Annotated in this window: 23 protein-coding genes; 15 read left to right on the forward strand and 8 right to left on the reverse strand. The window is 72.7% G+C overall.

Annotated features, from left to right (window positions below; genetic code table 11):
- Positions 1-135 precede the first annotated feature (135 nt).
- The 9 genes from ald to ACH4RC_RS29290 all read left to right on the forward strand — a co-directional run bounded on the left by ald (position 136) and on the right by ACH4RC_RS29290 (position 9,038).
- The gene (gene ald / locus ACH4RC_RS29250; protein WP_398206212.1) at positions 136-1,251 is read left to right on the forward strand and encodes an alanine dehydrogenase; all 1,116 of its coding nucleotides are present in this window, start codon (positions 136-138) and stop codon (positions 1,249-1,251) included.
- Positions 1,252-1,595: 344 nt separating this feature from the next.
- Positions 1,596-2,801 carry a ParA family protein gene (locus ACH4RC_RS29255; RefSeq protein WP_398206214.1) on the forward strand — a complete coding sequence of 402 codons (1,206 nt, stop codon included), beginning with the start codon at positions 1,596-1,598 and terminating at the stop codon, positions 2,799-2,801.
- Complete coding sequence (locus tag ACH4RC_RS29260) at positions 2,786-3,376, forward strand: hypothetical protein (protein WP_398206216.1); 591 nt, start codon at positions 2,786-2,788, stop codon at positions 3,374-3,376. The genes ACH4RC_RS29255 and ACH4RC_RS29260 overlap by 16 nt, the downstream gene beginning before the upstream one ends.
- Before the next feature lie 27 nt (positions 3,377-3,403).
- Positions 3,404-4,558 (forward strand): segregation and condensation protein A, encoded by a 1,155-nt coding sequence (locus ACH4RC_RS29265; RefSeq protein ID WP_398206218.1) that lies wholly within the window; start codon positions 3,404-3,406, stop codon positions 4,556-4,558.
- Positions 4,555-5,229 carry an SMC-Scp complex subunit ScpB gene (scpB, locus tag ACH4RC_RS29270; RefSeq protein ID WP_398206220.1) on the forward strand — a complete coding sequence of 225 codons (675 nt, stop codon included), beginning with the start codon at positions 4,555-4,557 and terminating at the stop codon, positions 5,227-5,229. The genes ACH4RC_RS29265 and scpB overlap by 4 nt, the downstream gene beginning before the upstream one ends.
- A gap of 12 nt (positions 5,230-5,241) precedes the next feature.
- Entirely contained in the window at positions 5,242-6,390 is a 1,149-nt protein-coding gene (locus tag ACH4RC_RS29275) for a pseudouridine synthase (RefSeq protein ID WP_398206222.1), read from the forward strand.
- 86 nt (positions 6,391-6,476) lie between these two features.
- The gene (locus ACH4RC_RS29280) at positions 6,477-7,217 is read left to right on the forward strand and encodes an NUDIX hydrolase (RefSeq protein ID WP_398206224.1); all 741 of its coding nucleotides are present in this window, start codon (positions 6,477-6,479) and stop codon (positions 7,215-7,217) included.
- An 8-nt stretch (positions 7,218-7,225) separates the two neighbouring features.
- Complete coding sequence (locus ACH4RC_RS29285) at positions 7,226-8,236, forward strand: ADP-ribosylglycohydrolase family protein (RefSeq protein WP_398206452.1); 1,011 nt, start codon at positions 7,226-7,228, stop codon at positions 8,234-8,236.
- Positions 8,237-8,276: 40 nt separating this feature from the next.
- Positions 8,277-9,038, forward strand: coding sequence for a DNA polymerase beta superfamily protein (locus ACH4RC_RS29290; protein WP_398206225.1), 762 nt, complete (start codon positions 8,277-8,279; stop codon positions 9,036-9,038).
- Here ACH4RC_RS29290 and ACH4RC_RS29295 read toward each other — a convergent pair.
- Genes ACH4RC_RS29295 through ACH4RC_RS29310 form a run of 4 tightly spaced genes read right to left on the reverse strand, consistent with a single transcriptional unit; the run spans position 9,009 to position 11,468 of the window.
- Entirely contained in the window at positions 9,009-9,707 is a 699-nt protein-coding gene (locus tag ACH4RC_RS29295; RefSeq protein WP_398206226.1) for a DNA polymerase beta superfamily protein, read from the reverse strand. The genes ACH4RC_RS29290 and ACH4RC_RS29295 overlap by 30 nt on opposite strands.
- 22 nt (positions 9,708-9,729) lie before the next feature.
- Positions 9,730-10,212, reverse strand: a complete 483-nt coding sequence (locus ACH4RC_RS29300) for a Rieske (2Fe-2S) protein (RefSeq protein ID WP_398206228.1) — start codon at positions 10,210-10,212, stop codon at positions 9,730-9,732.
- Positions 10,209-10,790: a DUF6529 family protein gene (locus tag ACH4RC_RS29305; RefSeq protein WP_398206230.1), complete on the reverse strand. Its 582-nt coding sequence runs from the start codon at positions 10,788-10,790 to the stop codon at positions 10,209-10,211. The genes ACH4RC_RS29300 and ACH4RC_RS29305 overlap by 4 nt, the downstream gene beginning before the upstream one ends.
- Positions 10,791-10,811: 21 nt before the next feature.
- A complete protein-coding gene (locus ACH4RC_RS29310) occupies positions 10,812-11,468 on the reverse strand; it encodes a hypothetical protein (protein ID WP_398206231.1) in 657 nt (218 codons plus the stop codon).
- A 140-nt stretch (positions 11,469-11,608) separates the two neighbouring features.
- Here ACH4RC_RS29310 and ACH4RC_RS29315 point away from each other — a divergent pair, with 140 nt between their 5' ends.
- From ACH4RC_RS29315 to der, 4 genes are all read left to right on the forward strand, one after another.
- On the forward strand, positions 11,609-12,694 hold the full coding sequence (locus ACH4RC_RS29315) for a prephenate dehydrogenase (RefSeq protein ID WP_398206233.1): 1,086 nt from the start codon (positions 11,609-11,611) through the stop codon (positions 12,692-12,694).
- Positions 12,695-12,806: 112 nt separating this feature from the next.
- Positions 12,807-13,478, forward strand: a complete 672-nt coding sequence (gene cmk, locus ACH4RC_RS29320; protein WP_398206454.1) for a (d)CMP kinase — start codon at positions 12,807-12,809, stop codon at positions 13,476-13,478.
- Complete coding sequence (locus tag ACH4RC_RS29325; protein WP_398206235.1) at positions 13,436-14,134, forward strand: lysophospholipid acyltransferase family protein; 699 nt, start codon at positions 13,436-13,438, stop codon at positions 14,132-14,134. The genes cmk and ACH4RC_RS29325 overlap by 43 nt, the downstream gene beginning before the upstream one ends.
- Positions 14,135-14,216: 82 nt before the next feature.
- Positions 14,217-15,689: a ribosome biogenesis GTPase Der gene (der, locus tag ACH4RC_RS29330; RefSeq protein WP_398206237.1), complete on the forward strand. Its 1,473-nt coding sequence runs from the start codon at positions 14,217-14,219 to the stop codon at positions 15,687-15,689.
- A gap of 27 nt (positions 15,690-15,716) precedes the next feature.
- Here der and ACH4RC_RS29335 read toward each other — a convergent pair whose 3' ends face one another.
- Entirely contained in the window at positions 15,717-15,992 is a 276-nt protein-coding gene (locus ACH4RC_RS29335; protein WP_398206238.1) for a hypothetical protein, read from the reverse strand.
- Between the two features lie 184 nt (positions 15,993-16,176).
- Positions 16,177-16,977, reverse strand: coding sequence for a hypothetical protein (locus tag ACH4RC_RS29340; protein WP_398206240.1), 801 nt, complete (start codon positions 16,975-16,977; stop codon positions 16,177-16,179).
- A gap of 397 nt (positions 16,978-17,374) precedes the next feature.
- Between ACH4RC_RS29340 and ACH4RC_RS29345 the strand changes: the two genes are divergently transcribed.
- Together ACH4RC_RS29345 and ACH4RC_RS29350 are read left to right on the forward strand one after the other, a co-directional pair.
- The gene (locus ACH4RC_RS29345; RefSeq protein WP_398206242.1) at positions 17,375-18,007 is read left to right on the forward strand and encodes a transglycosylase family protein; all 633 of its coding nucleotides are present in this window, start codon (positions 17,375-17,377) and stop codon (positions 18,005-18,007) included.
- Between the two features lie 130 nt (positions 18,008-18,137).
- Positions 18,138-18,692 carry a transglycosylase family protein gene (locus ACH4RC_RS29350; protein ID WP_398206244.1) on the forward strand — a complete coding sequence of 185 codons (555 nt, stop codon included), beginning with the start codon at positions 18,138-18,140 and terminating at the stop codon, positions 18,690-18,692.
- Here ACH4RC_RS29350 and ACH4RC_RS29355 read toward each other — a convergent pair.
- Positions 18,679-19,368, reverse strand: coding sequence for an ATP-binding cassette domain-containing protein (locus ACH4RC_RS29355; protein ID WP_398206246.1), 690 nt, complete (start codon positions 19,366-19,368; stop codon positions 18,679-18,681). The genes ACH4RC_RS29350 and ACH4RC_RS29355 overlap by 14 nt on opposite strands.
- A complete protein-coding gene (locus tag ACH4RC_RS29360; protein ID WP_398206248.1) occupies positions 19,365-22,220 on the reverse strand; it encodes an ATP-binding cassette domain-containing protein in 2,856 nt (951 codons plus the stop codon). The genes ACH4RC_RS29355 and ACH4RC_RS29360 overlap by 4 nt, the downstream gene beginning before the upstream one ends.

A 22,220-nucleotide genomic window follows, 5' to 3' on the forward strand; every position in this document is an offset into this window, starting at 1 on the left:
GGCTAGACAGCTCGAAAACCTTCATTAGACTGGCTCCGCCGCGTGCTTCCGTGGCGTCTCCCGGTGTGTCCTTCGGCGCACTGGTATGCAGTGCAATGACCGGTATATCCCCCGAGCCAAGGACCGTGATCGACGATGAAGGTCGGCATCCCCCGCGAGGTCAAGAACAACGAGTTCCGGGTGGCCATCACCCCGGCCGGCGTGCACGAGCTCGTGCGCCACGGCCACCAGGTCTTCGTCGAGCGGAACGCCGGTGTGGGTTCCTCGATCCCGGACGTGGAGTACGTCGCCGCGGGTGCGCAGATCCTCGACACCGCCGATGAGGTGTGGGCCACCGCCGACCTGCTCCTGAAGGTCAAGGAGCCGATCGCGGAGGAGTACCACCGCCTCCGCAAGGACCAGACGCTCTTCACCTACCTGCACCTGGCCGCGTCCAGGGAGTGCACGGACGCGCTCCTGGAGTCGGGCACGACCGCCATCGCGTACGAGACGGTCGAGACCGCCGGCCGTCAGCTGCCGCTGCTCGCCCCGATGTCCGAGGTCGCGGGCCGGCTCGCCCCGCAGGTCGGCGCCTACCACCTGATGGCCGCGAACGGCGGTCGCGGTGTGCTGCCCGGCGGCGTCCCCGGCGTCCTCGCCGGCAAGGCCGTCGTCATCGGCGGCGGCGTCTCCGGCTGGAACGCCGCGCAGATCGCCATCGGCATGGGCTTCCACGTGACCCTGCTCGACAAGGACATCAACAAGCTCAAGGAAGCCGACAAGATCTTCGGTACGAAGATCCAGACGGTCGTCTCCAACGCCTTCGAGCTGGAGAAGGCGTGCCTGGAGGCCGACCTCGTCATCGGCGCCGTCCTGATCCCCGGCGCCAAGGCGCCGAAGCTCGTCACCAACGAGCTGGTCTCGCGGATGAAGCCGGGAAGTGTCCTTGTCGACATCGCGATCGACCAGGGCGGCTGCTTCGAGGACTCGCACCCGACCACGCACGCCGAGCCGACCTTCCCGGTGCACGGTTCGGTCTTCTACTGCGTCGCCAACATGCCCGGCGCCGTGCCCAACACGTCGACGTACGCGCTGACCAACGCCACGCTCCCGTACATCGTCGAACTGGCCAACCGCGGCTGGGCCGAGGCGCTGCGCCGTGACCACGCGCTGGCCCTCGGCCTCAACACGCATGACGGCAAGGTCGTTTACAAGGAGGTCGCGCAGGCCCACGGCCTGGACCACGTCGACCTCGACGCGCTGCTCGGCTAGAACCGCCGGTGGCGGCGCCATGCGGCGGCGTCAACAAAAGTCGTCAATCTCACGCTTACGGCCGGACCTTGTCAGGGGTCCGGCCGTAAGCGCATGGGTACGGACTTGGCCAACTCGCCGTGAACGTAACCCTTTAGCCGATTCGCGCCCCCGCGAAACGCGCCGAAGAACCGCCGCACGCCCTTGACATGAGGGTGTTCCGATGCCGACACATCCTGCCGGGTACGGCGGATTGTGTTGCTGCGGAGCGGTGACACGCCATAGAGTCGCCAACCGTCGGCATAGTGCCACGCTGACCTATCGATAAATTGTTCCTGGTCACATCCAAGGAGGTAAGACGACTTGTGAATGAGTCGACATTTACTCCCGGAGGTGCCCAGCCAGGCGGACAGGGACCCGCGGGGCTTCAAGCTGTCGGCTCCGTAGCTGTGCGTACCTTCGCGGCCCACCAGAGCGGCTTCCAGAGCAGCTTCAAGCAGCAGCCGAGCAGCCCCCAGCCAAAGCCGACGCAGACAGCACACCAGAGCATGGATGGCCATCACGTGAACGCCATGGCCGGCGACCGAAGCGGCGACACCCAACACAGCCACTTCGCCGACTACGACGAACTGTCCCCCGAGGGGCACTTCTACGACCCCGACGCCGAGTACGAGCCGGACCCCGAGTACGCGGCCACGCTTGCCCCGGACGCTGCCCGGCAGCGCCGTGAGCGCGTCGGCCCCACCGGGCGTCCGCTGCCGTACTTCCCGATTCCAGGACCGCTGACCGACCACGGGCCCGCGAAGATCATCGCGATGTGCAACCAGAAGGGCGGCGTCGGCAAGACCACGTCGACCATCAACCTGGGTGCCGCGCTCGCCGAGTACGGCCGCCGGGTCCTGCTCGTCGACTTCGACCCGCAGGGCGCCCTGTCGGTGGGCCTGGGTGTGAACCCGATGGAGCTCGACCTCACGGTCTACAACCTGCTCATGGAGCGGGGCATGTCCGCGGACGAGGTCCTCCTCAAGACCGCGGTCCCCAACATGGACCTGCTGCCGAGCAACATCGACCTGTCCGCCGCCGAGGTGCAACTGGTCAGTGAGGTCGCGCGCGAGTCCACGCTCCAGCGCGCCCTGAAGCCGCTGATGGCCGACTACGACTACATCGTGATCGACTGTCAGCCCTCGCTCGGTCTGCTCACGGTCAACGCGCTGACCGCCGCGCACAAGGTCATAGTGCCGCTGGAGTGCGAGTTCTTCGCACTGCGCGGTGTGGCCCTGCTGACCGAGACCATCGAGAAGGTCCAGGAGCGGCTCAACCCCGAGCTCGAGCTCGACGGCATCCTCGCCACGATGTACGACTCCCGCACGGTGCACAGCCGTGAGGTGCTCGCGCGCGTGGTCGAGGCGTTCGACGACCACGTTTACCACACGGTCATCGGGCGCACGGTCCGCTTCCCGGAGACCACGGTCGCCGGTGAGCCGATCACCACGTACGCCTCGAACTCGGTCGGTGCCGCGGCCTACCGTCAGCTCGCCAGGGAGGTGCTCGCCCGGTGTCACGCCGAGTGAGTCTGCCGGGGGCCGACGAACTGTTCCGTACGACCGGGGGAATGGCACTGCAGGCGTCGTCACCACGGCGCCCGGCGAACGGTGAGGCGCGGGTCCCGGGCCCGGCCGGCGAGAGCGACGAGGCCGCGGCCGCGCCCTCCGCCGACGAGGGCGACCCGGAGACGGCGTCCGCGCCCGCACCCGCCGCCGAGCACGCGGCCGCGGAGGCCGATTCGGAGGCGGGCTCGCGCAACCGCGCCGCCGCTGCCGAGGCCGGGGAGAAGCCGGCCCGGCGGTCCTCCGGCGCCGCGCAGGAGGGCACCGGTGGCCGTGGGTCGACCGCTGCCGCCCGGCGCCGCTCCCGCGCCGCCAACCGGCGCCCCAGCGGCCGTGAACGGCACGACGAGAAGATCACCGTGTACGTCTCCGCCGAGGAGCTGATGGACCTCGAGCACGCCCGCCTGGTGCTGCGCGGCGAGCACGGCCTCGCCGTCGACCGGGGCCGCATCGTGCGCGAGGCCGTCGCCGTGGTCCTGGCCGACCTGGAGTCCCGCGGGGACGCGAGCATTCTCGTACGCCGGCTGCGCGGGCGTTAGTCGCTTCGGCGGTAGCCTCCGGCAGTGATGCCCGTGAACGATTCCTCACCTGTGCCCGGCCGGGGCGCCCGACGGCGTGCGCTGGGCCGTGGAGCGGTGGCCGCGCCGGTCGAGCCGGATGATGTGGCGGCGGAACCGGAGAGCGCCGCGCCCGGGTCCGGGTCGATGCCGATTCCCGAGTCCGGGGCGGACGGCGTGGCCGTAGTGGAGACCGTGCCTGAGGCCGGAGTGGGGCCGGAGGCGGTGTCCGGGAGCCGGCCGGTCCCTGAGGGAGCCGGGGCCGGAGCCGAGCCCGCTCCGGAAGCGGGGCTCGCGGAGACCGGAGACCAAGCCGCTCCGGAAGCCGTCCCCGCGGCGGCCGAGGCCGACGACGGGCGCTTCACAGTGCGGCTCGCCAACTTCGAGGGGCCCTTCGACCTGCTGCTCCAGCTCATCTCGAAGCACAAGCTGGACGTCACCGAGGTCGCGCTGTCGAAGGTGACCGATGAGTTCATGGCGCACATCCGGGCCATGGGGCCCGACTGGGACCTCGACCAGACCACCGAGTTCCTCGTCGTCGCCGCGACCCTGCTCGATCTGAAGGCGGCCCGGCTGCTGCCCGCCGCCGAGGTGGAGGACGAGGCGGATCTGGCGCTGCTCGAAGCCCGCGACCTGCTGTTCGCGCGGCTGCTCCAGTACCGCGCCTACAAGAGGATCGCCGACATCTTCAGCGGGCGGCTCGATGACGAGGCGCGGCGTTATCCGCGTACCGTCGGGCTCGAGCCGCACCATGCCGAGCTGCTGCCCGACGTCGTCATCAAGATCGGTGCTGAGGGGTTCGCCGCACTCGCCGTGAAGGCGATGCAGCCCAGGCCGAAGCCGCAGGTGTACGTCGACCACATCCACGCGCCGCTGGTCAGCGTCCAGGAGCAGGCCGGTCTGGTCGTGGCGCGGCTGCGGGAGATGGGCGAGGCGACCTTCCAGGCGCTCGTGGCCGACACCGACGACACCCTGACCGTCGTGGCACGGTTCCTGGCGCTGCTCGAGCTGTACCGGGAGAAGGCCGTCGCCCTGGAGCAGGAGACCGCGCTGGGGGAGCTGCTCGTGCGCTGGACCGGCGAGGAGGCGGCCGAACCCGTGGTGACCGACGAGTTCGACCGGGCGCCCGAGCCGGTGGCCGAGAACAAGGAGAGTGCGGGATGAGCGTGGGCGACGCGGCGGACGCCGACGAGGGCGGGGTGGCCGGGCTCGCGCTGCGGCCCGCCCTCGAAGCCGTCCTCATGGTCGTGGACGAGCCCGCCACCGAGGAGCACCTCGCCAAGATCCTGCGGCGGCCGAGGCGGGCCGTGGCCGACGCGCTGCGGGAGCTGGCCGACGAGTACACGGTGCAGGGGCGCGGCTTCGAGCTGCGCCCGGTCGCCGGGGGCTGGCGGTTCTACACACGGCCCGAGTACGCGGAGGCCGTCGAGGGGTTCGTGCTCGACGGGCAGGCCGCCCGGTTGACGCAGGCCGCCCTGGAGACGCTGGCCGTGGTCGCGTACCGCCAGCCGGTCAGCCGTTCCCGGGTCTCCGCCGTGCGCGGAGTGAACTGTGACGGGGTCATGCGGACCCTGTTGCAGAGGGGTCTGGTGGAGGAGGCGGGCGCGGAACCCGAAACAGGTGCGATCCTGTACAGGACGACGAACTACTTTCTGGAGCGGATGGGCCTGCGCGGCCTGGACGAGCTGCCGGAGCTCGCGCCCTTCCTCCCCGAGGCGGACGCGATCGAGGCCGAGACGCTGGAAGGGGTTCCGTCGTTCGATCCGGACGCACCCGATGCGCCGGGTCTCGGACACGACGATCACATCGATCGCACCGAGCACGCAGCCGACTAGACGGAAATTTTGATGCGAAGCAGCAGCGGCAGGAACAGCAGCGGAAACAACGGCGGGAGCCGTGGTGGCAACAGCGGCGGCCGCGGCGGTAGCGGCGGCGGCCCGCGCGGTGGGAGCGGCTCCGGCCGCGGCAACTACCGCGGTGCCGGCAACGACCGCGACGACAAGCAGGGCGGCGCGGGCCGTCCGAAGAAGCCGCGCCCCGAGGAGCGGCGTTACGACGTGGGCCCCGGCGGCACGCAGGACGGCCCCAAGTCGGGCCGCGGTGCCTCGGCGCGCGGCGGTGCCAAGGGCGGCCCCAAGCGCGGGCAGCAGTCCGGCGGCCGTACGGCTCCCTCGCGCTCCCGTGAGTACGAGACGCGGGCCGAGGAGCGCAACCGCGACCGGTACGCGGGCAAGCCGAAGGTGAACCTCCCCAAGACCTTCCCCGGCGCCGAGCAGGAGGGCGAGCGGCTGCAGAAGATCCTGGCCCGCGCCGGTTACGGCTCGCGCCGCGCCTGCGAGGAACTGGTGGAGCAGGCCCGTGTCGAGGTCAACGGCGAGATCGTGCTCGAGCAGGGCATGCGCGTCGACACGGACAAGGACGTCATCAAGGTCGACGGGCTGACCGTGGCCACGCAGTCGTACCAGTTCTTCGTCCTGAACAAGCCGGCCGGCGTCGTCTCCACCATGGAGGACAACGAGGGGCGGCAGTGCCTCGGCGACTACACGAACAACCGTGAGACGCGGCTGTTCCACGTCGGGCGGCTCGACACCGAGACCGAGGGCGTGATCCTGCTCACCAACCACGGTGAGCTGGCGCACCGCCTCACGCACCCCAAGTACGGCGTGAAGAAGGTCTACCTCGCGCACATCGTGGGCCCGATCCCGCGCGACCTGGGCAAGCAGCTCAAGGACGGCATCCAGCTGGAGGACGGGTACGCGAAGGCGGACCACTTCCGGGTCGTCGAGCAGACCGGCAAGAACTACCTGGTCGAGGTGACCCTGCACGAGGGGCGCAAGCACATCGTGCGACGCATGCTCGCCGAGGCCGGTTTCCCGGTCGACAAGCTGGTCAGGGTGGCGTTCGGCCCGATCACGCTCGGCGACCAGAAGTCGGGCTGGCTGAGGCGCCTGTCCAACACCGAGGTCGGCATGCTGATGAAGGAAGTCGACCTGTAGACACGTGCGAGAACAGCCGTAGGGCTTGTTCGCGGCAGCCCCCTCCCTTTAGAGTCGCTTAGACCAATAAGGGAGGGGGCTGCCGTATGCACGGCTACGACAAGCACGCCTATGAGCCCTTCGCCGTCACCGTCGACCTCGCCGTCTTCACGCTCCGCGCGGGCCGGCTGCAGATCCTGCTCGTCGAGCGCGGCCAGGAGCCGTACGCGGGCCACTGGGCGCTGCCGGGCGGGTTCCTGGAGCCCGCCGAGTCCGCGGAGAGCGCGGCGCGGCGCGAGCTGGCCGAGGAGACGGGGCTGAGCGATGTGGCCGGGCTGCACCTGGAGCAGTTGCGCACCTACAGCGAGCCGGACCGCGACCCCCGGATGCGGGTCGTCTCCGTGGCCTTCGCCGCGCTCGTCCCGGACGCCCCGCAGGCGCACGGCGGCGGGGACGCGGCCCGCGCCGCCTGGCTGCCGTACGAGCCCGGTGCGCTCGGCGCGTACGGCCCGCTCGCCTTCGACCACGACCGGATCCTCGCCGACGCCCACGACCGGATCGGCGGCAAGCTCGAGTACACCTGCCTGGCCACCGCGTTCTGCCCGCCCGAGTTCACGCTCGGGGAGCTGCGCCAGGTCTACGAGGTCGTGTGGGGGACCGAGCTCGACCCGGCGAACTTCCGCCGCAAGGTCCTCGCGACGCCCGGCTTCGTCGAGCAGATCCCCGGCGCCTCCCGGCTGACCGGCGGCCGCGGCAAACCCGCCGCCCTGTACCGGGCCGGCGGCGCGACCTCACTGCTCCCGCCCCTGCTCAAGCCCGCGTCCGACGCGACGGAAGGACCCCGCTGATGACCCCGATGACCAAGAGCCCCGCGACCGGCTCCCTGCTCGGGCTCGCCCTGGGGGACGCGCTCGGCTTCCCGACCGAGTTCAACGACGTACCGGCGATCCTCGCCAAGTGCGGCCCCTGGCGAGAGATGGAGCTGCCGGGGCCCGTCGCGTACATCACGGACGACACGCAGATGGCGCTCGCCGTGGCGCGGGGTCTGCGTACCGCGATGGCGCGGGGACCGCTCGACGCCGCGCGCTCCGAGCCGCCCCTGCGCGCGGAGTTCATCGACTCGTACCGGTCGCCCGACAACAACCGCGCGCCCGGCAACACCTGCCTCACCGCCTGCGGCCTCCTGGAGGACAACGAGCGGGACTGGCGCGACGCGAGCCGGCTCCACTCCAAGGGCTGCGGCGCCAACATGCGGGTCACTCCGATCGGCCTCGTCCCCGGGCTGAGCGAGGAGCAGCGGGCCGGGGCCGCCCAGTTGCAGGCCGCGCTCACCCACGGCCATCCGACCGCGCTCGCCGCGAGCGACCTGACCGCCCGCGCCGTGTTCCTGCTCGCGAACGGTGCCGACCCCACCGGCTTGGTTGGACAGTTGCGGTCGTACGCCCTCGAGAACCGCACGCGCTACCGGGAGGACTGGCTCGGCGACCTGTGGCGCCGGTCGCAGGACCCGGACCCCGAGCACTTCATCACCCGCGGCTGGGACGAGTGCCTGGCCGTCCTGGAACGCCTGGCCGCGGCCGTGCCCACCGTCAACCCGGAATCCGACCCGTGCCTGGCCACCGGCGCCGGCTGGATCGCCGAGGAGGCCCTCGCCACCGCCCTCCTCTCCTTCCTCCTCTTCGTGGACGCCCCCGTCCTCGCCCTGCGCCGCGCCGCCTGCACCTCCGGCGACTCGGACTCGATCGCGGCCCTGACCGGCGCCTTCGCGGGCGCGTACCTGGGTGCGGACGCCTGGCCGAAGGAATGGACCGGGCGGGTGGAGCACCGGGACGAGCTGACGGCGTACGGGGCGGCGTGGGACGCGTGATCCGTCGGTCCGCTCCGGCGCGGTCCGGCACCATGGGGAGATGATCGCCGACGCACACCTCCCCGCGGACATCGACCTGACCTCGGTCGTCGCCGCGGAACCCGACCCGCTGCTCTTCGCCACCGTCTCCGGCGCGCACCTGTACGGGTTCCCGTCCCGCGACTCCGATGTGGACCTGCGCGGCGTCCATCTGCTGCCCGCCCCGGCGCTCCTCGGGCTGCGCGAGCCGGAGGAGACCCGGTCGCGGATGTGGTTCACGGACGGCGTCGAGATGGACCTCGTCACGCACGACCTGCGCAAGTTCGTCCGCCTGATGCTGCGCCGCAACGGCTACGTCCTCGAACAGCTCCTGTCGCCGCTGGTCGTCCACAGCACGGAGGCCCACCGCGAGCTGGTCTCGCTCGCGCCGGGCGTCCTCACGCGCCACCACGCGCACCACTACCGGGGCTTCGCGGGCACCCAGTGGCGGCTGTACGAGAAGAACCACGAGCTCAAGCCGCTGCTGTACACCTTCCGCGTGCTGCTCACCGGGATCCACCTCATGCGCAGCGGCGAGGTGCAGGCCGACCTGCCCACGCTGCTCGGCGAGGTGACCGCCCCCGCCTACCTGCCCGAGCTGATCGAGGCCAAGGCGGCGGCCGAGCACGGCGGCGCCGACGTGGAGCACGCGCGCGTGGCCGCCGACATCGAGGCGCTGCACGCCGGACTGGACGCGGCGCAGGAAGCGTCGAAGCTGCCCGACGAGGCGTCCGCCCACGACGCCCTGCACGATCTAGTGGTGCGCGTCCGCCTGGAGGGCTGAGGCGCGGCGGGCCCGGATCAGGAAGTCCTCGACGCGGGCGCGGTCCGGTCCCCCGGGGAGCGGGGTGCGGCGGGCCGCCTCGTCCGCCTCGGCCGCCAGGGCGGTCATCCTGCGGTCGATCTCCGGCCACGGCACCTCGCCGCGCTTCACCGCGAGCAGCGCCTCCCGCTGATCGCCCACGTCGATCGTGAGCGTGCCGGTGCGCAGCAGGTCGCGGCAGGAGGTGAGCAGGCGGAGCAGGTGCATGGCGTGTTTCCAGCGCGGGGCGCCGTGGGCGCGGACGTCGGCCTCCAGCTTGCGGCGCTGGCTGACGGCGTAGCGGGCGAACGTGTCGTGGGCCTGCTGGGAGAGGAACGCGTCGCGCAGGGCGAGGAGTTCGCGGCCCGTGTCCGTGAGGCGTTCCACGAGCGGGGAGTGCAGGCACTCCAGGATGTTCGGGTTGGCGCGCAGGGCCAGTTCGCAGAAGCGCTCCAGCTCCCAGGAGAACTGTTCCTCGGCCGGGCCCTCGACGTGCGTCGGCGGCTTGTCGAACCGCCAGAACAGCGGGGTCGGCGCCAGGTACACGCCCCGGCGGTCCGTATCGCTCGCCTCCGTGGCCAGGCCGAAGGCGCGCGAACCCATCACGCAGGCGTAGATCGTGTGGTCGCGCACCAGCTCGTCCCGTTCCATTCCGGGAGCGTACGGGGCCGGCTCAGCCCAGCGAGATCGATTTTCCGGTGACCGTGATCTTCTGGGGCGGCAGCGGGCGCGGCGCCGGGCCGCCCGCCACCGACGCGTCCGCGATTTTGAACTTGGAGCCGTGACACGGACAGTCGATCGTGCCGTCCGACACCGCGTTCACCGTGCAGCCCTGGTGCGTGCAGACCGCCGAGAACGCTTTGAAGTCGCCTTGCGTCGGCTGGGTCACGACGACCTTCTCGTCGGCGAAGACCTTCCCGCCGCCGACCGGGATGTCGGAGGTCTTCGCCAGCTCGTCCGGGGCCGCGGAAGGCTCCCCGGAGGGTTTCGCGCCGGAGGACCCCGATGACCCCGAGGCTCCCGAGGACACGGCCGGGGCCGACGGCTCCGGCTGCGCGCCGCCGCCGTCGTTCTCCCCGCCGTACTTACTGCAGCCCGCCGCGAGCGCCGCCGCCCCCGCGACCAGGACGCCGCGCCGCGTCGCCGCCGGTTTCATGTCGTCACCCCCACCGTGCGGAAGAACCAGAGCGCCGAGGTGAACCAGAGCAGCGTCAGGACCGCGAAGGCCAGACCGCCGACGACCGGAAGCAGCCAGCCAGGCAGCCGCTCCGAGCGCAGCAGCAGCATCTTGGCGCTGAACGCGCCGAAGAAGAAGCAGCCGAGGAAGGAGTGCCACATGACGCGGGTCGAGTACGTCTGATAGCCGAGCGCGTACAGGCAGTGCACCGCCACGGGCACGGCGAGGAGGAAGGCGATCCGGCCCGACCAGCGGTGCAGCGCGGGCGCCCATGCCGGGCCGCGCAGCTTCCCGTAGACCATGAACGCCGACCCCACCTGCACGAGGGCGAACGCGAACGCCGCCGTCGACAGCCAGGACTTCACCGCGCTCGTGCTGGAGAAGCCCGCCAGGTTGAACGCCGTGCCCTTCGGGTCGTGGGTCTTGCCGTACACGCCGAGCGCCACGGCCACCACGGCCGCGACGACGGCGGGCACCAGATAGCGGGCCGCGCCCCGGCCCCGGCCGGGTTCGGGGCTCGGGAAGCTCTGGGTCGGGGCGTTCGGGTCGATGGTCATGACTACCCCTTGCGAAAGTGGTCAGGGCACGACGGGACGCGCGGTGAGCTCTTCGCCGTCGACCGTGACGGCGCCGGTCTCCGGGTCGACGGAGGGTGCGGCGGACGGCTCGCCGTCTTTACGGACGATGCCGACCTGGCGGCCGTCGGGCAGGACGATCCAGCCGCCGTCGATCTCCGCGCCGCGCACCTCGGTGGTGGCGCGGTACAGGCCGGATCCCTTGACGGCCTTCTTCGCGGTGAAGTCCTGCGGCCCGTCCTGGACGCGGACAGTGCCCCGGATCTGTTCGTCGGCGAGGGTGCCGGCCAGCGTGGCGCCGTTCTTCCCGGTCAGCTTCATGGTGCCGTCGTCCTTGACGTCCCCCTTCAGCCAGGACTCCTTGGTGCGGCCGTCGCAGTAGTACGCGATCGCCTTCGCACCCCGTACGGAGACGGAGACGGCCGCGATGTCGTCGTCGGTGCGGCCCGCGTAGCCGGTCTTCGCGCGGGCCGCCGTCCTCGACGGGCTGGGCTCAGGGGCCGGGCTCGCCCTGGAGACGCTCGGCGAAGGCGATGCCGTGGCCGCGGGAGCCCCCGCGTACGAGGAGCCGCCCTCGCCCGTCGTCGCGTTGAGCGTCAGCATGATCACCGCCAGGGCAAGCCCGGCGTACAGCGTGTAAAGGGGTCCTGAGCGCTTCATCACGAGCCTCCCCCGAGGCGGCAGGTAGCGCCCCCCATGCAAGCAGCTCCGGCGGGACGGCGACAGGGTCTCGTCCGGGCGAACTAGGCTGGACCCCTGACTGCCCCCGTTGCCGCCGCCCCGCGCAAGGACATCGCCCCGTGAGAACCGCACTCGTCATCGGAACCGGCCTGATCGGCACCTCCGCCGCCCTGGCCCTGGCCTCGCGCGGCGTCACCGTGCACCTCGCCGACCACGACACCGCGCAGGCCCGCACCGCCGCCGCGCTCGGCGCCGGGACGGACGAGGCGCCCGAGGGCCCTGTCGACCTGTGCGTCGTGGCCGTGCCGCCCGCACACGTCGCGGCGACTCTCGAAGGCGTCATGCGGAAGGGCGCGGCCCGCGCCTACCTCGACGTCGCCAGCGTGAAGGGCGGCCCGCGCCGCGACCTCGAAGCGCTCGGCCTCGACCTCACCGCGTACATCGGCACGCACCCGATGAGCGGCCGGGAGCGCAGCGGCCCGCTCGCCGCGACCGCCGACCTCTTCGAGGGCCGCCCCTGGGTGCTGACCCCGACCCGGGACACCGACACCGAGGTCCTGAACCTCGCCCTTGAGCTTGTCGCCCTGTGCCGCGCCGTGCCCGTCGTGATGGACGCGGACGCCCATGACCGGGCCGTCGCGCTCGTCTCGCACATGCCCCACCTGGTCTCCAACATGGTCGCGGCCCGTCTGGAGAACGCCGAGGAGAGCGCCGTACGCCTCTGCGGGCAGGGCATCCGTGACGTGACGCGGATCGCCGCCTCCGAGCCCGGCATGTGGATCGACATCCTCTCCGCCAACCCCGGGCCGGTCGCCGACCTGCTCTCCGCCGTCTCCGCCGACCTCGACGAGACGGTCCAGGCGCTGCGCTCCCTGCAGTCCAGCGACGACGCCAAGCGCCGCGCGGGCGCCGACGGCGTCGAGACGATGCTGCGCCGGGGCAACGCGGGCCAGAGCCGGGTCCCCGGCAAGCACGGCGCCGCCCCGGCGGCGTACGAGATCGTCGCCGTCCTCATCTCCGACCAGCCCGGCGAGCTGGCCCGCATCTTCGCGGACGCGGGCGCCGCCGGTGTCAACATCGAGGACGTCCGCATCGAGCACGCCACCGGGCAGCAGGCCGGTTTCGTGCAGCTCATGGTGCAGCCCGCCGCCGCCCCGAGGCTGACGGCGGCGCTGCGCGAGCGCGGCTGGGCCATGCGGCAGTAAGAGGCGCCCGTAGGAGCCAGTAACCTTGTGCGGGGCGCTCTCTCGCCCCGCCCTCCTGCCCCGTGCACTCAGAAAGGTGTCCGTCACCGTGGAAACCGCCGCCCCGGCAGCCGTGATCGTCGCCATCGACGGACCCTCCGGCACGGGCAAGTCGAGCACCTCGAAGGCCGTCGCCGCCCAGCTCGGCCTGAGCTACCTCGACACCGGCGCCCAGTACCGGGCGATCACCTGGTGGATGGTGAACAACGGCATCGACCTGACCGACCCCTCCGCCATCGCGGCGGTCGCGGGCAAGGCCGACATCGTCTCCGGCACGGACCCGGCCGCGCCCACCATCACCGTCGACGGCACGGACGTCGCGGGCCCGATCCGCACGGGCGAGGTCACCTCCGAGGTCAGCGCCGTCAGCGCGGTCCCCGAGGTGCGCGCCCGCATCACCGAGCTGCAGCGCTCCATCGCCGCCTCGGCCGCGACGGACGGCAAGGGCATCGTCGTCGAGGGCCGTGACATCGGTACGACCGTGCTGCCCGACGCCGACCTGAAGATCTTCCTCACCGCCTCGCCGGAGGCCCGCGCCGCCCGCCGCTCCGGCGAGCTGAAGGGCGCCGACGTCAAGGCCACGCAGGAGGCCCTGGTCAAGCGGGACGCGGCCGACTCCAGCCGCAAGACGTCGCCGCTCGCCAAGGCCGACGACGCCGTCGAGGTGGACACCACCGACCTCACGCTCCAGCAGGTCATCGAGTGCGTCGTCACCCTCGTCGGGGAGAAGCGGGCCTCCAAGTGAGCCCCGACATCTCAGGCCGCCCCTCCGAGCGGGGCGCGGAGGTCGGCCGGCGCATCGGCGTAGGGCTGATGTACGGGCTGTGGAAGCCGCGCGTCCTCGGCGCCTGGCGGGTCCCCGCGAGCGGCCCGGTGATCTTCGCCGTGAACCACTCGCACAACGTGGACGGGCCCATGGTCATGGGCGTCGCCCCGCGCCCGACGCACTTCCTGATCAAGCGGGAGGCGTTCATCGGGCCGCTCGGCACCTTCCTCGAATCCATCGGGCAGGTGAAGGTCGACCGGACCAGCACGGACCGCACGGCCATCACCCGGGCCCTCGACGTCCTCGCGGGCGGCGGCGCGCTCGGCATCTTCCCCGAGGGCACGCGCGGCGAGGGCGACTTCGCCTCGCTGCGGGCCGGGCTCGCGTACTTCGCGGTGCGCGGCGGCGCCCCGATCGTCCCGGTCGCCGTGCTGGGAAGCACGGAGAAGCGCGGACGGTTGATAAAGAAGCTGCCGCCGCTGCGCAGCCGCGTCGACGTCGTCTTCGGCGACCCGTTCGAGGCGGGCGACGGGACCGGGCGGCGTACGCGTACGGCGCTCGACGCGGCGACCGTACGCATCCAGGGGCGGCTCACCGCGCACCTGGACCATGCCAGGCGTCTGACCGGGCGCTGAGCGAGACTTTCAGTAGTGGATCGCCGTACACGAACACGGCGGCCCACCGATCACCACGAATGAACGACGAGGTACGGACTTCATGAACGACCAGATCCAGCCCGAGGGTGGCTCCGAACACGAACACGGGGCGCTCGGCGACGCGGAGTACGCGGAGTTCATGGAGCTCGCCGCCGAGGAGGGCTTCGACGTCGAGGACGTCGAGGGCGCGATCGAGGAGGCGGGCCACGGCCCGCTCCCCGTCCTCGCCGTCGTCGGCCGCCCGAATGTCGGCAAGTCGACCCTGGTGAACCGCATCATCGGCCGCCGCGAGGCCGTCGTCGAGGACAAGCCGGGCGTCACCCGCGACCGTGTCACCTACGAGGCCGAGTGGTCGGGCCGCCGCTTCAAGGTCGTCGACACCGGCGGCTGGGAGCAGGACGTGCTCGGCATCGACGCGTCGGTGGCCGCGCAGGCCGAGTACGCGATCGAGACGGCCGACGCGGTCGTCTTCGTCGTCGACTCCACGGTCGGCGTCACCGACACCGACGAGGCCGTCGTCCGTCTGCTCCGCAAGGCGGGCAAGCCGGTCGTCCTCTGCGCCAACAAGGTCGACGGCCCCAGCGGCGAGGCCGACGCCACGGCCCTGTGGTCCCTCGGCATCGGCGAGCCCCACCCGGTCTCCTCGCTGCACGGCCGCGGCACCGGCGACATGCTCGACGCGGTCATCGAGGCGCTGCCCGAGGCGCCCCCGCAGACCTTCGGCGCGGCGATCGGCGGCCCGCGCCGCATCGCCCTGATCGGCCGCCCGAACGTCGGCAAGTCCTCGCTGCTGAACAAGGTGGCGAACGAGGACCGCGTCGTCGTCAACGAGCTGGCCGGCACCACCCGCGACCCGGTCGACGAGCTGATCGAGCTGGGCGGCGTCACCTGGAAGTTCGTCGACACGGCGGGCATCCGCAAGCGTGTGCACCTCCAGCAGGGCGCCGACTACTACGCCTCGCTGCGCACCGCCGCCGCCGTCGAGAAGGCGGAGGTCGCGGTCATCCTGATCGACTCCTCCGAGTCGATCTCGGTGCAGGACCAGCGGATCGTGACGATGGCGGTCGAGGCGGGCCGCGCGATCGTCGTCGCGTTCAACAAGTGGGACACCCTCGACGAGGAGCGCCGCTACTACCTGGAGCGCGAGATCGAGACCGAGCTCGCCCAGATCGCCTGGGCGCCCCGGGTCAACGTGTCGGCGCGTACGGGCCGTCACATGGAGAAGCTGGTCCCCGCGATCGAGACGGCCCTGGCGGGCTGGGAGACGCGCGTGCCGACCGGCCGCCTCAACGCCTTCCTCGGCGAACTGGTCGCCGCCCACCCGCACCCGATCCGCGGCGGCAAGCAGCCCCGCATCCTCTTCGGGACGCAGGCAGGGACCAAGCCGCCGCGGTTCGTGCTCTTCTCCTCCGGGTTCATCGAGCACGGCTACCGGCGCTTCGTGGAGCGCCGGCTGCGCGAGGAGTTCGGCTTCGAGGGGACGCCGATCCACATCTCGGTGCGAGTGCGCGAGAAGCGCGGGCGCAAGAAGTAGCGATACTTCTGCGGTGCGCGTGAGCTTCTAAGGCCTACGCGGTGCGGGCGGCAGTGCGGCCGGGAGGTGACCTCCGTGGCCGGGCTGCCGCCCGTTCTGCTGGGGGTAGTGCTGGCCCGTCGCGTAGTACGGGGTGTGGTGCCGGGCCACGTACGTCCCTGTCCCGAAGGGCGCGAAGCCCAGCTGTTCCTCGCCGCTGCGGTCGCCGGGCAGGGTCCTGAAGGAGCGCCGGTACTCCGCGCAGAGGGCGTCGTAGATCGGCGTGGCCGAGCTGCCCGTCTGGTAGTCCTGCGGGGGACGCATCGCCGGGATGTAGTTCGGGTACGGCTGGCGGCGTCCGGTGTGGGATGAGGTGGGGTCGTATGGGTGCACATACGTGCCAACGACCCGGGACCCCGACGGATGCGCCCTTGGCCTGGGCTTTTGCTGCGTGTTGCCGGTGTGACCGGCGCATTCGTGGGGGCCCCGGCGGGCCGACGGTGCCGGCTCAGGTGCCCGCGAGCGGCATGGCGGCGGCGACGAGCCGGCCGTTCGCCGCGGCCTTGTCGAGCGCGTCGCGCAGCAGGTCCTCGCGGGGCTGGCGGCCGATCGAGCCGGCGGGGGCGGCGAAGACGAGCACCGTGTGCGTCTTGTTGGCGGCGGTCCGCCAGCCCTCGGTGACCACGAGCGGCTGGTGCGCCTGCCACCAGGCGACCTGGGAGGGGGCGCCGCCGGTGCCGGGCTGGAGCACGGCGTGCAGCTGGCCCATGGCGAGCAGCACCGACCAGCCGGGCAGCGTGTGCGGCGGCTCGGTCAGCGCGGTGACCGGCATGAAGCCCTGCTCGATCAGGAGCGGCAGGAAGTCGTCACCGCCCTCGCCGGGGACGGTGGACCCGGGGCGGGCGATGGGGCCGGTCGGCTCGATGACGAGGGCCGGGTGCAGCTCGCCCTCGATCAGGACCAGGCCGCTGGTCACACCGAGCACGGCCTGCGGCGCGCCGGCCTGGGCGGGCACGGCGGCGCCCGCCGCCTCCGTGGCGGCGACGGCCTGCACGGCGCCCTGCAGCTGGTCCTCCGCGACCCGCACGACCTGCGAGGGCAGGCAGCCGGAGTGGGCGAAGGCCAGAACGGCGGTCTCGTCCCCGACGAACAGGACCGTGCTGGTGCGCTCCTGGGTGGTGTCGCCGGGGGTGCGGCAGGACGTGCAGTCGTACCCGCCGGGGGCGTTCTCGCCGGCGAGCAGCCGGTCTGCTTCGTCGTCGCCGATCTCGGCGCGTACGTCGTCACTCACGTCGAGCAAGCGCGGCACGGGGGCTCCTCTGTATCGATGTATCGATGGGGTGGGGGCGGATGCGTACTGATAAAGGGACAACGGGCGATCTGTGGCCGGAGTCACGCCCGGAACCGAACGGAATCCACCCATCCGCAGCAGACCGTGAAGAGGCGCCCGGAATCTGTCACTCCATGCCAACTTGTTGGGATTGCAAGCAAGTTGAGTTGGTGAGGTGGGTCACAGATCACCGTGATGACAGGTCGACAAATCATGAAATCAGTGAATGAAGTGGGTGGCCGGAACTCGCCGCTACTCCTGGTAACGGTGAACTGACCTGGCGTGACGGGGCGTCAGTTGATGTGGCCCCGTGGGCTGCCTAGATTCCACCGCCGTCTGCACACCGCAGTCCACGAGGCCCACGAGAGGGAATCTCATGTCCGTGCCGATTCGTACGGCTCGAACGACAGTGGTGATCGCCGGGGCGGCTCTGCTCGCCCCCCTCGGCCTCCTCGCCACCGCCGGCTCCGCGCACGCGGACGGCGGCGTCTGGGACCGCATCGCCCGCTGCGAGAGCGGCGGCAACTGGAACACCAGCACCGGCAACGGCTACTACGGCGGACTCCAGTTCTCCGCCGGGACCTGGCGCGCGTACGGCGGAGGGGCCTACGCGTCGACGGCCGACCGGGCGACGAAGGCGCAGCAGATCGCGGTGGCCTCCCGGGTGCAGCGCGCCCAGGGCTGGGGCGCCTGGCCCACCTGCTCGGCGCGGGCCGGCGCGTACGGCGCGGCACCGGCGGCTCCGGCCGCCCCCGCCGCACCGAAGGCGGTGAAGCCCGCTCAGCCGCAGCAACCGCAGCCCAGGTCCGCCCCCGCGCAGCGGAACTCCTCGGGCGCCGACCGCGGGGCCGCCCGCGGCGGCGGCTACGTGGTCCGCGGCGGTGACACCCTGAGCCTGATCGCGGCGGCGCACGGCACCGGCTGGCAGCGCCTGTACACGATCAACCGGGCGGCCATCGGCGCCGACCCGAACCTGATCATGCCGGGGCAGCGGCTGCTGATCGGTTAGCGGCCCGGTCCGTTGGTCGTACGGGCCCCGCGGCTCCGCCCGGTCGATGCGATAAGCCGACCGGGTGGGGTCGCGGGCCCCGCGGCGCGGCATCGGAGGGTTGCCGCGTGTCGGTGCTTAGCGTGGCGCGATGCACCTGAAGCGCTTGATGCCACTGAAGCCCGTGAGCCCGGTGAAGTCCAGCAAGCCCCTGAGGTCTTCGCAGCCGAGGACGTTCGGCCGGGCGGCGGTCGTCCTCGGCGGGTTGCTCGCACTGACCTGCACCCCGGTCGCCGCGTCCGCCGCCCCGGCGCCCGCGCCCGGCGCGGGGGCAACCGTCACCAAACCACGCGACTGCGCACGCGACCAACGCCTGTGGACCTGTCTCGCCGAGTGCGAGAGCGGCGGCCGCTGGAACGCGAACACCGGCAACTCCTTCTACGGCGGACTCCAGTTCACACAGACCACCTGGGAGGCGTACGGCGGCCTGAAGTACGCGCCGCGCGCCGACCTCGCGTCCCGCGCCGAACAGATCGCGGTGGCCGAGAAGGTCCTCGACGCCCAGGGATGGGGCGCCTGGCCCGCCTGTTCGAAGCGGTACCGGCTCGCCGGACGCGTGGTGCAGAGCGAGGTGCGCAAGCCGCACAAGAAGGAACGGCGCCCCGCCCGCTCGGAGGCCGGCACGACGTCGATCATCCCGCGGTAGCCGCGCCACCCGCCTCGTCCGCCTCGGCCAGCTCGCCCGCCTCCCCGCTGAACACGACGGCGCCGCGCCGCAGCTCGTGCACGAGCACGGTGCCGTCGCCCGTGCGCAGCCCTGGCGGCAGCCGCTGCTCGGCGAGGACGACGGCGGCGTCCAGCTCGCGCAGCAAGGCGTACGTACGGGCGGCGACCCGGGGCGCCATGCCCTGGGCGGGCTCGTCGACCAGGACGACACGCGCGCGGGAGAGCAGGGCGCGGGAGACGGCGACCATGCGCTGCTCGCCGCCGGACAGGGTGCCCGCGCGCCGGTCGAGGAGGGGGCGCAACTCGGGGTAGGCGTCGAGCGCCGGGCGGTGATCGCCGTCCGGGGCCGCGAGCCGCAGCTGCTCGGCGACGCGCAAGGCGGCGAACACGGCCTGCCGGTCGGGGACGAAGCACAGCCCCGCGGCGGCGCGGGCGTGCGCCGCGTGCCGGGTCACGTCGGCGCCGTCCCACACGACGGTCCCGGCGCTGAGCTTCGCGGTACCGGCGAGGGCGCGCAGGACGGTCGTACGGCCGGCCCCGTTGCGGCCGAGCAGCACGGTGACCGCTCCGGTGGGGGCGGCCAGTTCGACGCCGTGCAGTGCCTCCAACGGCCCGTGACGGACGCGGGCGGCGCGCAGCTCGATGCCGCGCCTCACGGCCGTGCCCCGCTGAGGTGTTCGAGCACGCTGGACGGTGGCCCGGACGCGACGACGCGCCCCGCGCTCATGACGTGCACGACATCGGCCAGTTCCGCGACGAGATCGAGATCGTGCTCGACGACGAGCAGCGCCGCCCCGTCGGCGGCGAGGGCCCGCAACAGCCGGGCCATCTCCCGTACTTCCGCGTCGTCGAGCCCGGCGGCGGGTTCGTCGAGCAGGAGGGTGTGCGGCCGCCCCGCGAGCGCGCGGGCCAGTTCTACGCGGCGCAGGGCGCCGGTGGGCAGCTCGGACGTGCGCTGCTCACCGCGCAGCCCGAACAGCGCGAGCAGACGCCCGACGGCGTCCGGATCGGGTACGCGGCCCTGCTCGGCGCCGACCCGGACGTTCTCGGCCACGGTCAACGACGGAAAGACAGCCAGCTCCTGAAACGTGCGGGCCACCCCGAGCCGGGTCCGCGCATGCGCGGGCAGCGCGGTCACATCCCGCTCCCCGAGCCACACCCGCCCCGTCCCCGGCCGCAACGACCCGGCCAGACAGTGAAAGAGCGTGCTCTTCCCCGCCCCGTTGGGCCCGACAACGGCAACGACCCGCCCGGCCGGCACGCTGACATCGACCTCCCGCAGCACGGGACGCCCGGCGAAGGCGACGGTGAGGCGCGAGGCGGCGAGCAGGGGCTCCGCCCCGGGGGCAGGTATCCGGCCGGTCGGGGGCCGAGTGCTGGACGAGCCGCGGTCCCGTCGCCTGCCGGCCTGGGAGGACGCTCGCGAAGCCGGTCGGCTCTCGGGCGGCGTGGCCCTGGGGGGCGCCGACGGGGTGCTGGGCGGGGGAGGCGCTTGTGTCGCCGGGCGACTCTCGGGCGGTGAGGCTCTGCGAGGCGACGGCCGGGCGCTGGGCGCGGAGGGCGCCCGGAGCGCTGCCCTGTCCGAGGATCGGCGGCGCCATCGCTCCGTCCAGAGCGTCGGCCCGTCCGAGGAGCGGTCACGCGACTGCTCCGCCCGGAGCGTCCGCTCGGCCGAGGAGCGGCCACGCACCCGTTGCCGCACCTCCGCTCCCCGCGCCGTCAGCCGTCCCCGTCCCCGTCCACGTACGTACGGTCCCTCCGGGAAGTGGCCGATCAGGACTGCCAGTACGCCGATCGTCGCCGCCGCGACGCCGCCGTGGGCGCCCGCGTCCAGGCCGACCAGGAGGGCCGCGCCCGCCAGCGCGCCGAGGAGGCTGTCCGCGCCGAGGACGATGAGGGCCGCGAACCAGAGCAGGCCGCGTACCGGGTCGTACGCGCCGGGGTCGAAGGACCGGACGCCGAGCGCGAGCAACCCGCCGCCGAGCGCCGCGAGCCCCGCGCCCGCCACGAACGCCGCCACCTTGAGCGCGGGCACCCGTACCCCGGCCGCCGAGGCGCCCGCCTCGTGGTCCCGCATCGCCGCGAGGGCGCGGCCGGTCCGGCCCCGCCGTAGGACCGAGACGAAGAGCAGCGCCCCGGCCAGCAGCACCAGCTCCAGTACGTAGTACGCGCGGTCGTCGTCGAACCCCGCCGGTCTGCCGGGCGCCAGGCCCGACGCCGCGTACGGCTGCGTGAACACGAACCGGCTCACACCCACCCCGACCGCGAACGTCGCCAGGGCCGGCGCCAGGCCGTGCCGCCCGATCGCGGGAACCGCCGTGAGCAGGCCCAAGGGAGCCACCAGGAACACCGAAAGGAGCAGAGCCGCCAGGCCCGGTACCTCGGGCAGCAGCGGGAAGCGGCCCAGCGTCAGCAGTGTCGCGAACAGCGCGCCCAACCCCGCGAACGCGCCCTGGCCGAGCGCCGGCTGACCGGCCCGGCCCGTCACCACCACCAACGACAGGAGGATCATCGCGAGCGCCGGTACCTGGACCGACGTGTGCAGGTCCGCGCCCGCGAACCCGAGCGGCAGCAGGAACAGCACCGCCGCCACCGGCCACGCGCCCGGCGGCGCGGGCAGCCCCCGGCGCGTCGTCGCGCGCGGCAGCGCCCCGCGTCCGCCGATCCCGGGCAGGGCGAGCGCCGCGACGAGCAGGGCGACCACGAACAGGTTCGCGCCGACCGCCTGGAGCAGCGGCTCCGCCCATCCGCCGGGGTGCACCCGGGTCAGCTGGCTCTGCGCGACCCCGATGGCGAGGGCCACGAGCACCGCCACGGACAACAGCCGCATCCGCGCCGCGACCGCCACCGCCACGACCTCCATCACCAGCAGGGGCAGCCCGTACGGATCGAGCCGTACGTACGGGGCGAGCAGCACGCCCGTCAGGCCCGCCGTGAACGAGCCGAACGCCCAGCCCGCCGCCGCGACCCGGTCCGCGTCGATGCCGCCGAGCACGGCGAGCCGCCGGTTGTCGACGACCGCCCGCAGCTCCCCGCCGAACCGCGTCCACCGCGTCACCGCCCACACCGCCACCGCGACCGCGCAGGCGACCGCGAGCTGCCCCCACGGATCCGCCGCGAACAGCGTCGGCGCGTCCTCCTGCGCGCCCGTGCCCCAAAGGAGCGCCGCCGCCCCGACCAGGAGCACGAAGACGCCGATGGAGGCGACCAACGTACGGGCCGGGTCCGCGCCCTCCTTCGCGAGCGGGCGGAACACCCCGCGCTCCAGGACGAGTCCGAGGCCCGGCGCCACGACCAGGAGCACCAGCGCCGCGCCCGCCCACAGCGGCCAGTCCCAGACCACCACGCATTGCCGCAGCAGGTACGCGCAGAGCATCGCGATCGCGCCGTGGGCGAAGTTGAGGACGCCCGTCGCGCGATAGGTGACGATCAGCCCGGTCCCGGTGAGCGCCGCCGCCGCGCCCACCGACAGACCCGCGAGCGTGAGGTCGTACGTGAGGGAGGCCAC

This window comes from Streptomyces sp. NPDC016845 (assembly GCF_044332585.1).
Lineage (GTDB): Bacteria > Actinomycetota > Actinomycetes > Streptomycetales > Streptomycetaceae > Streptomyces.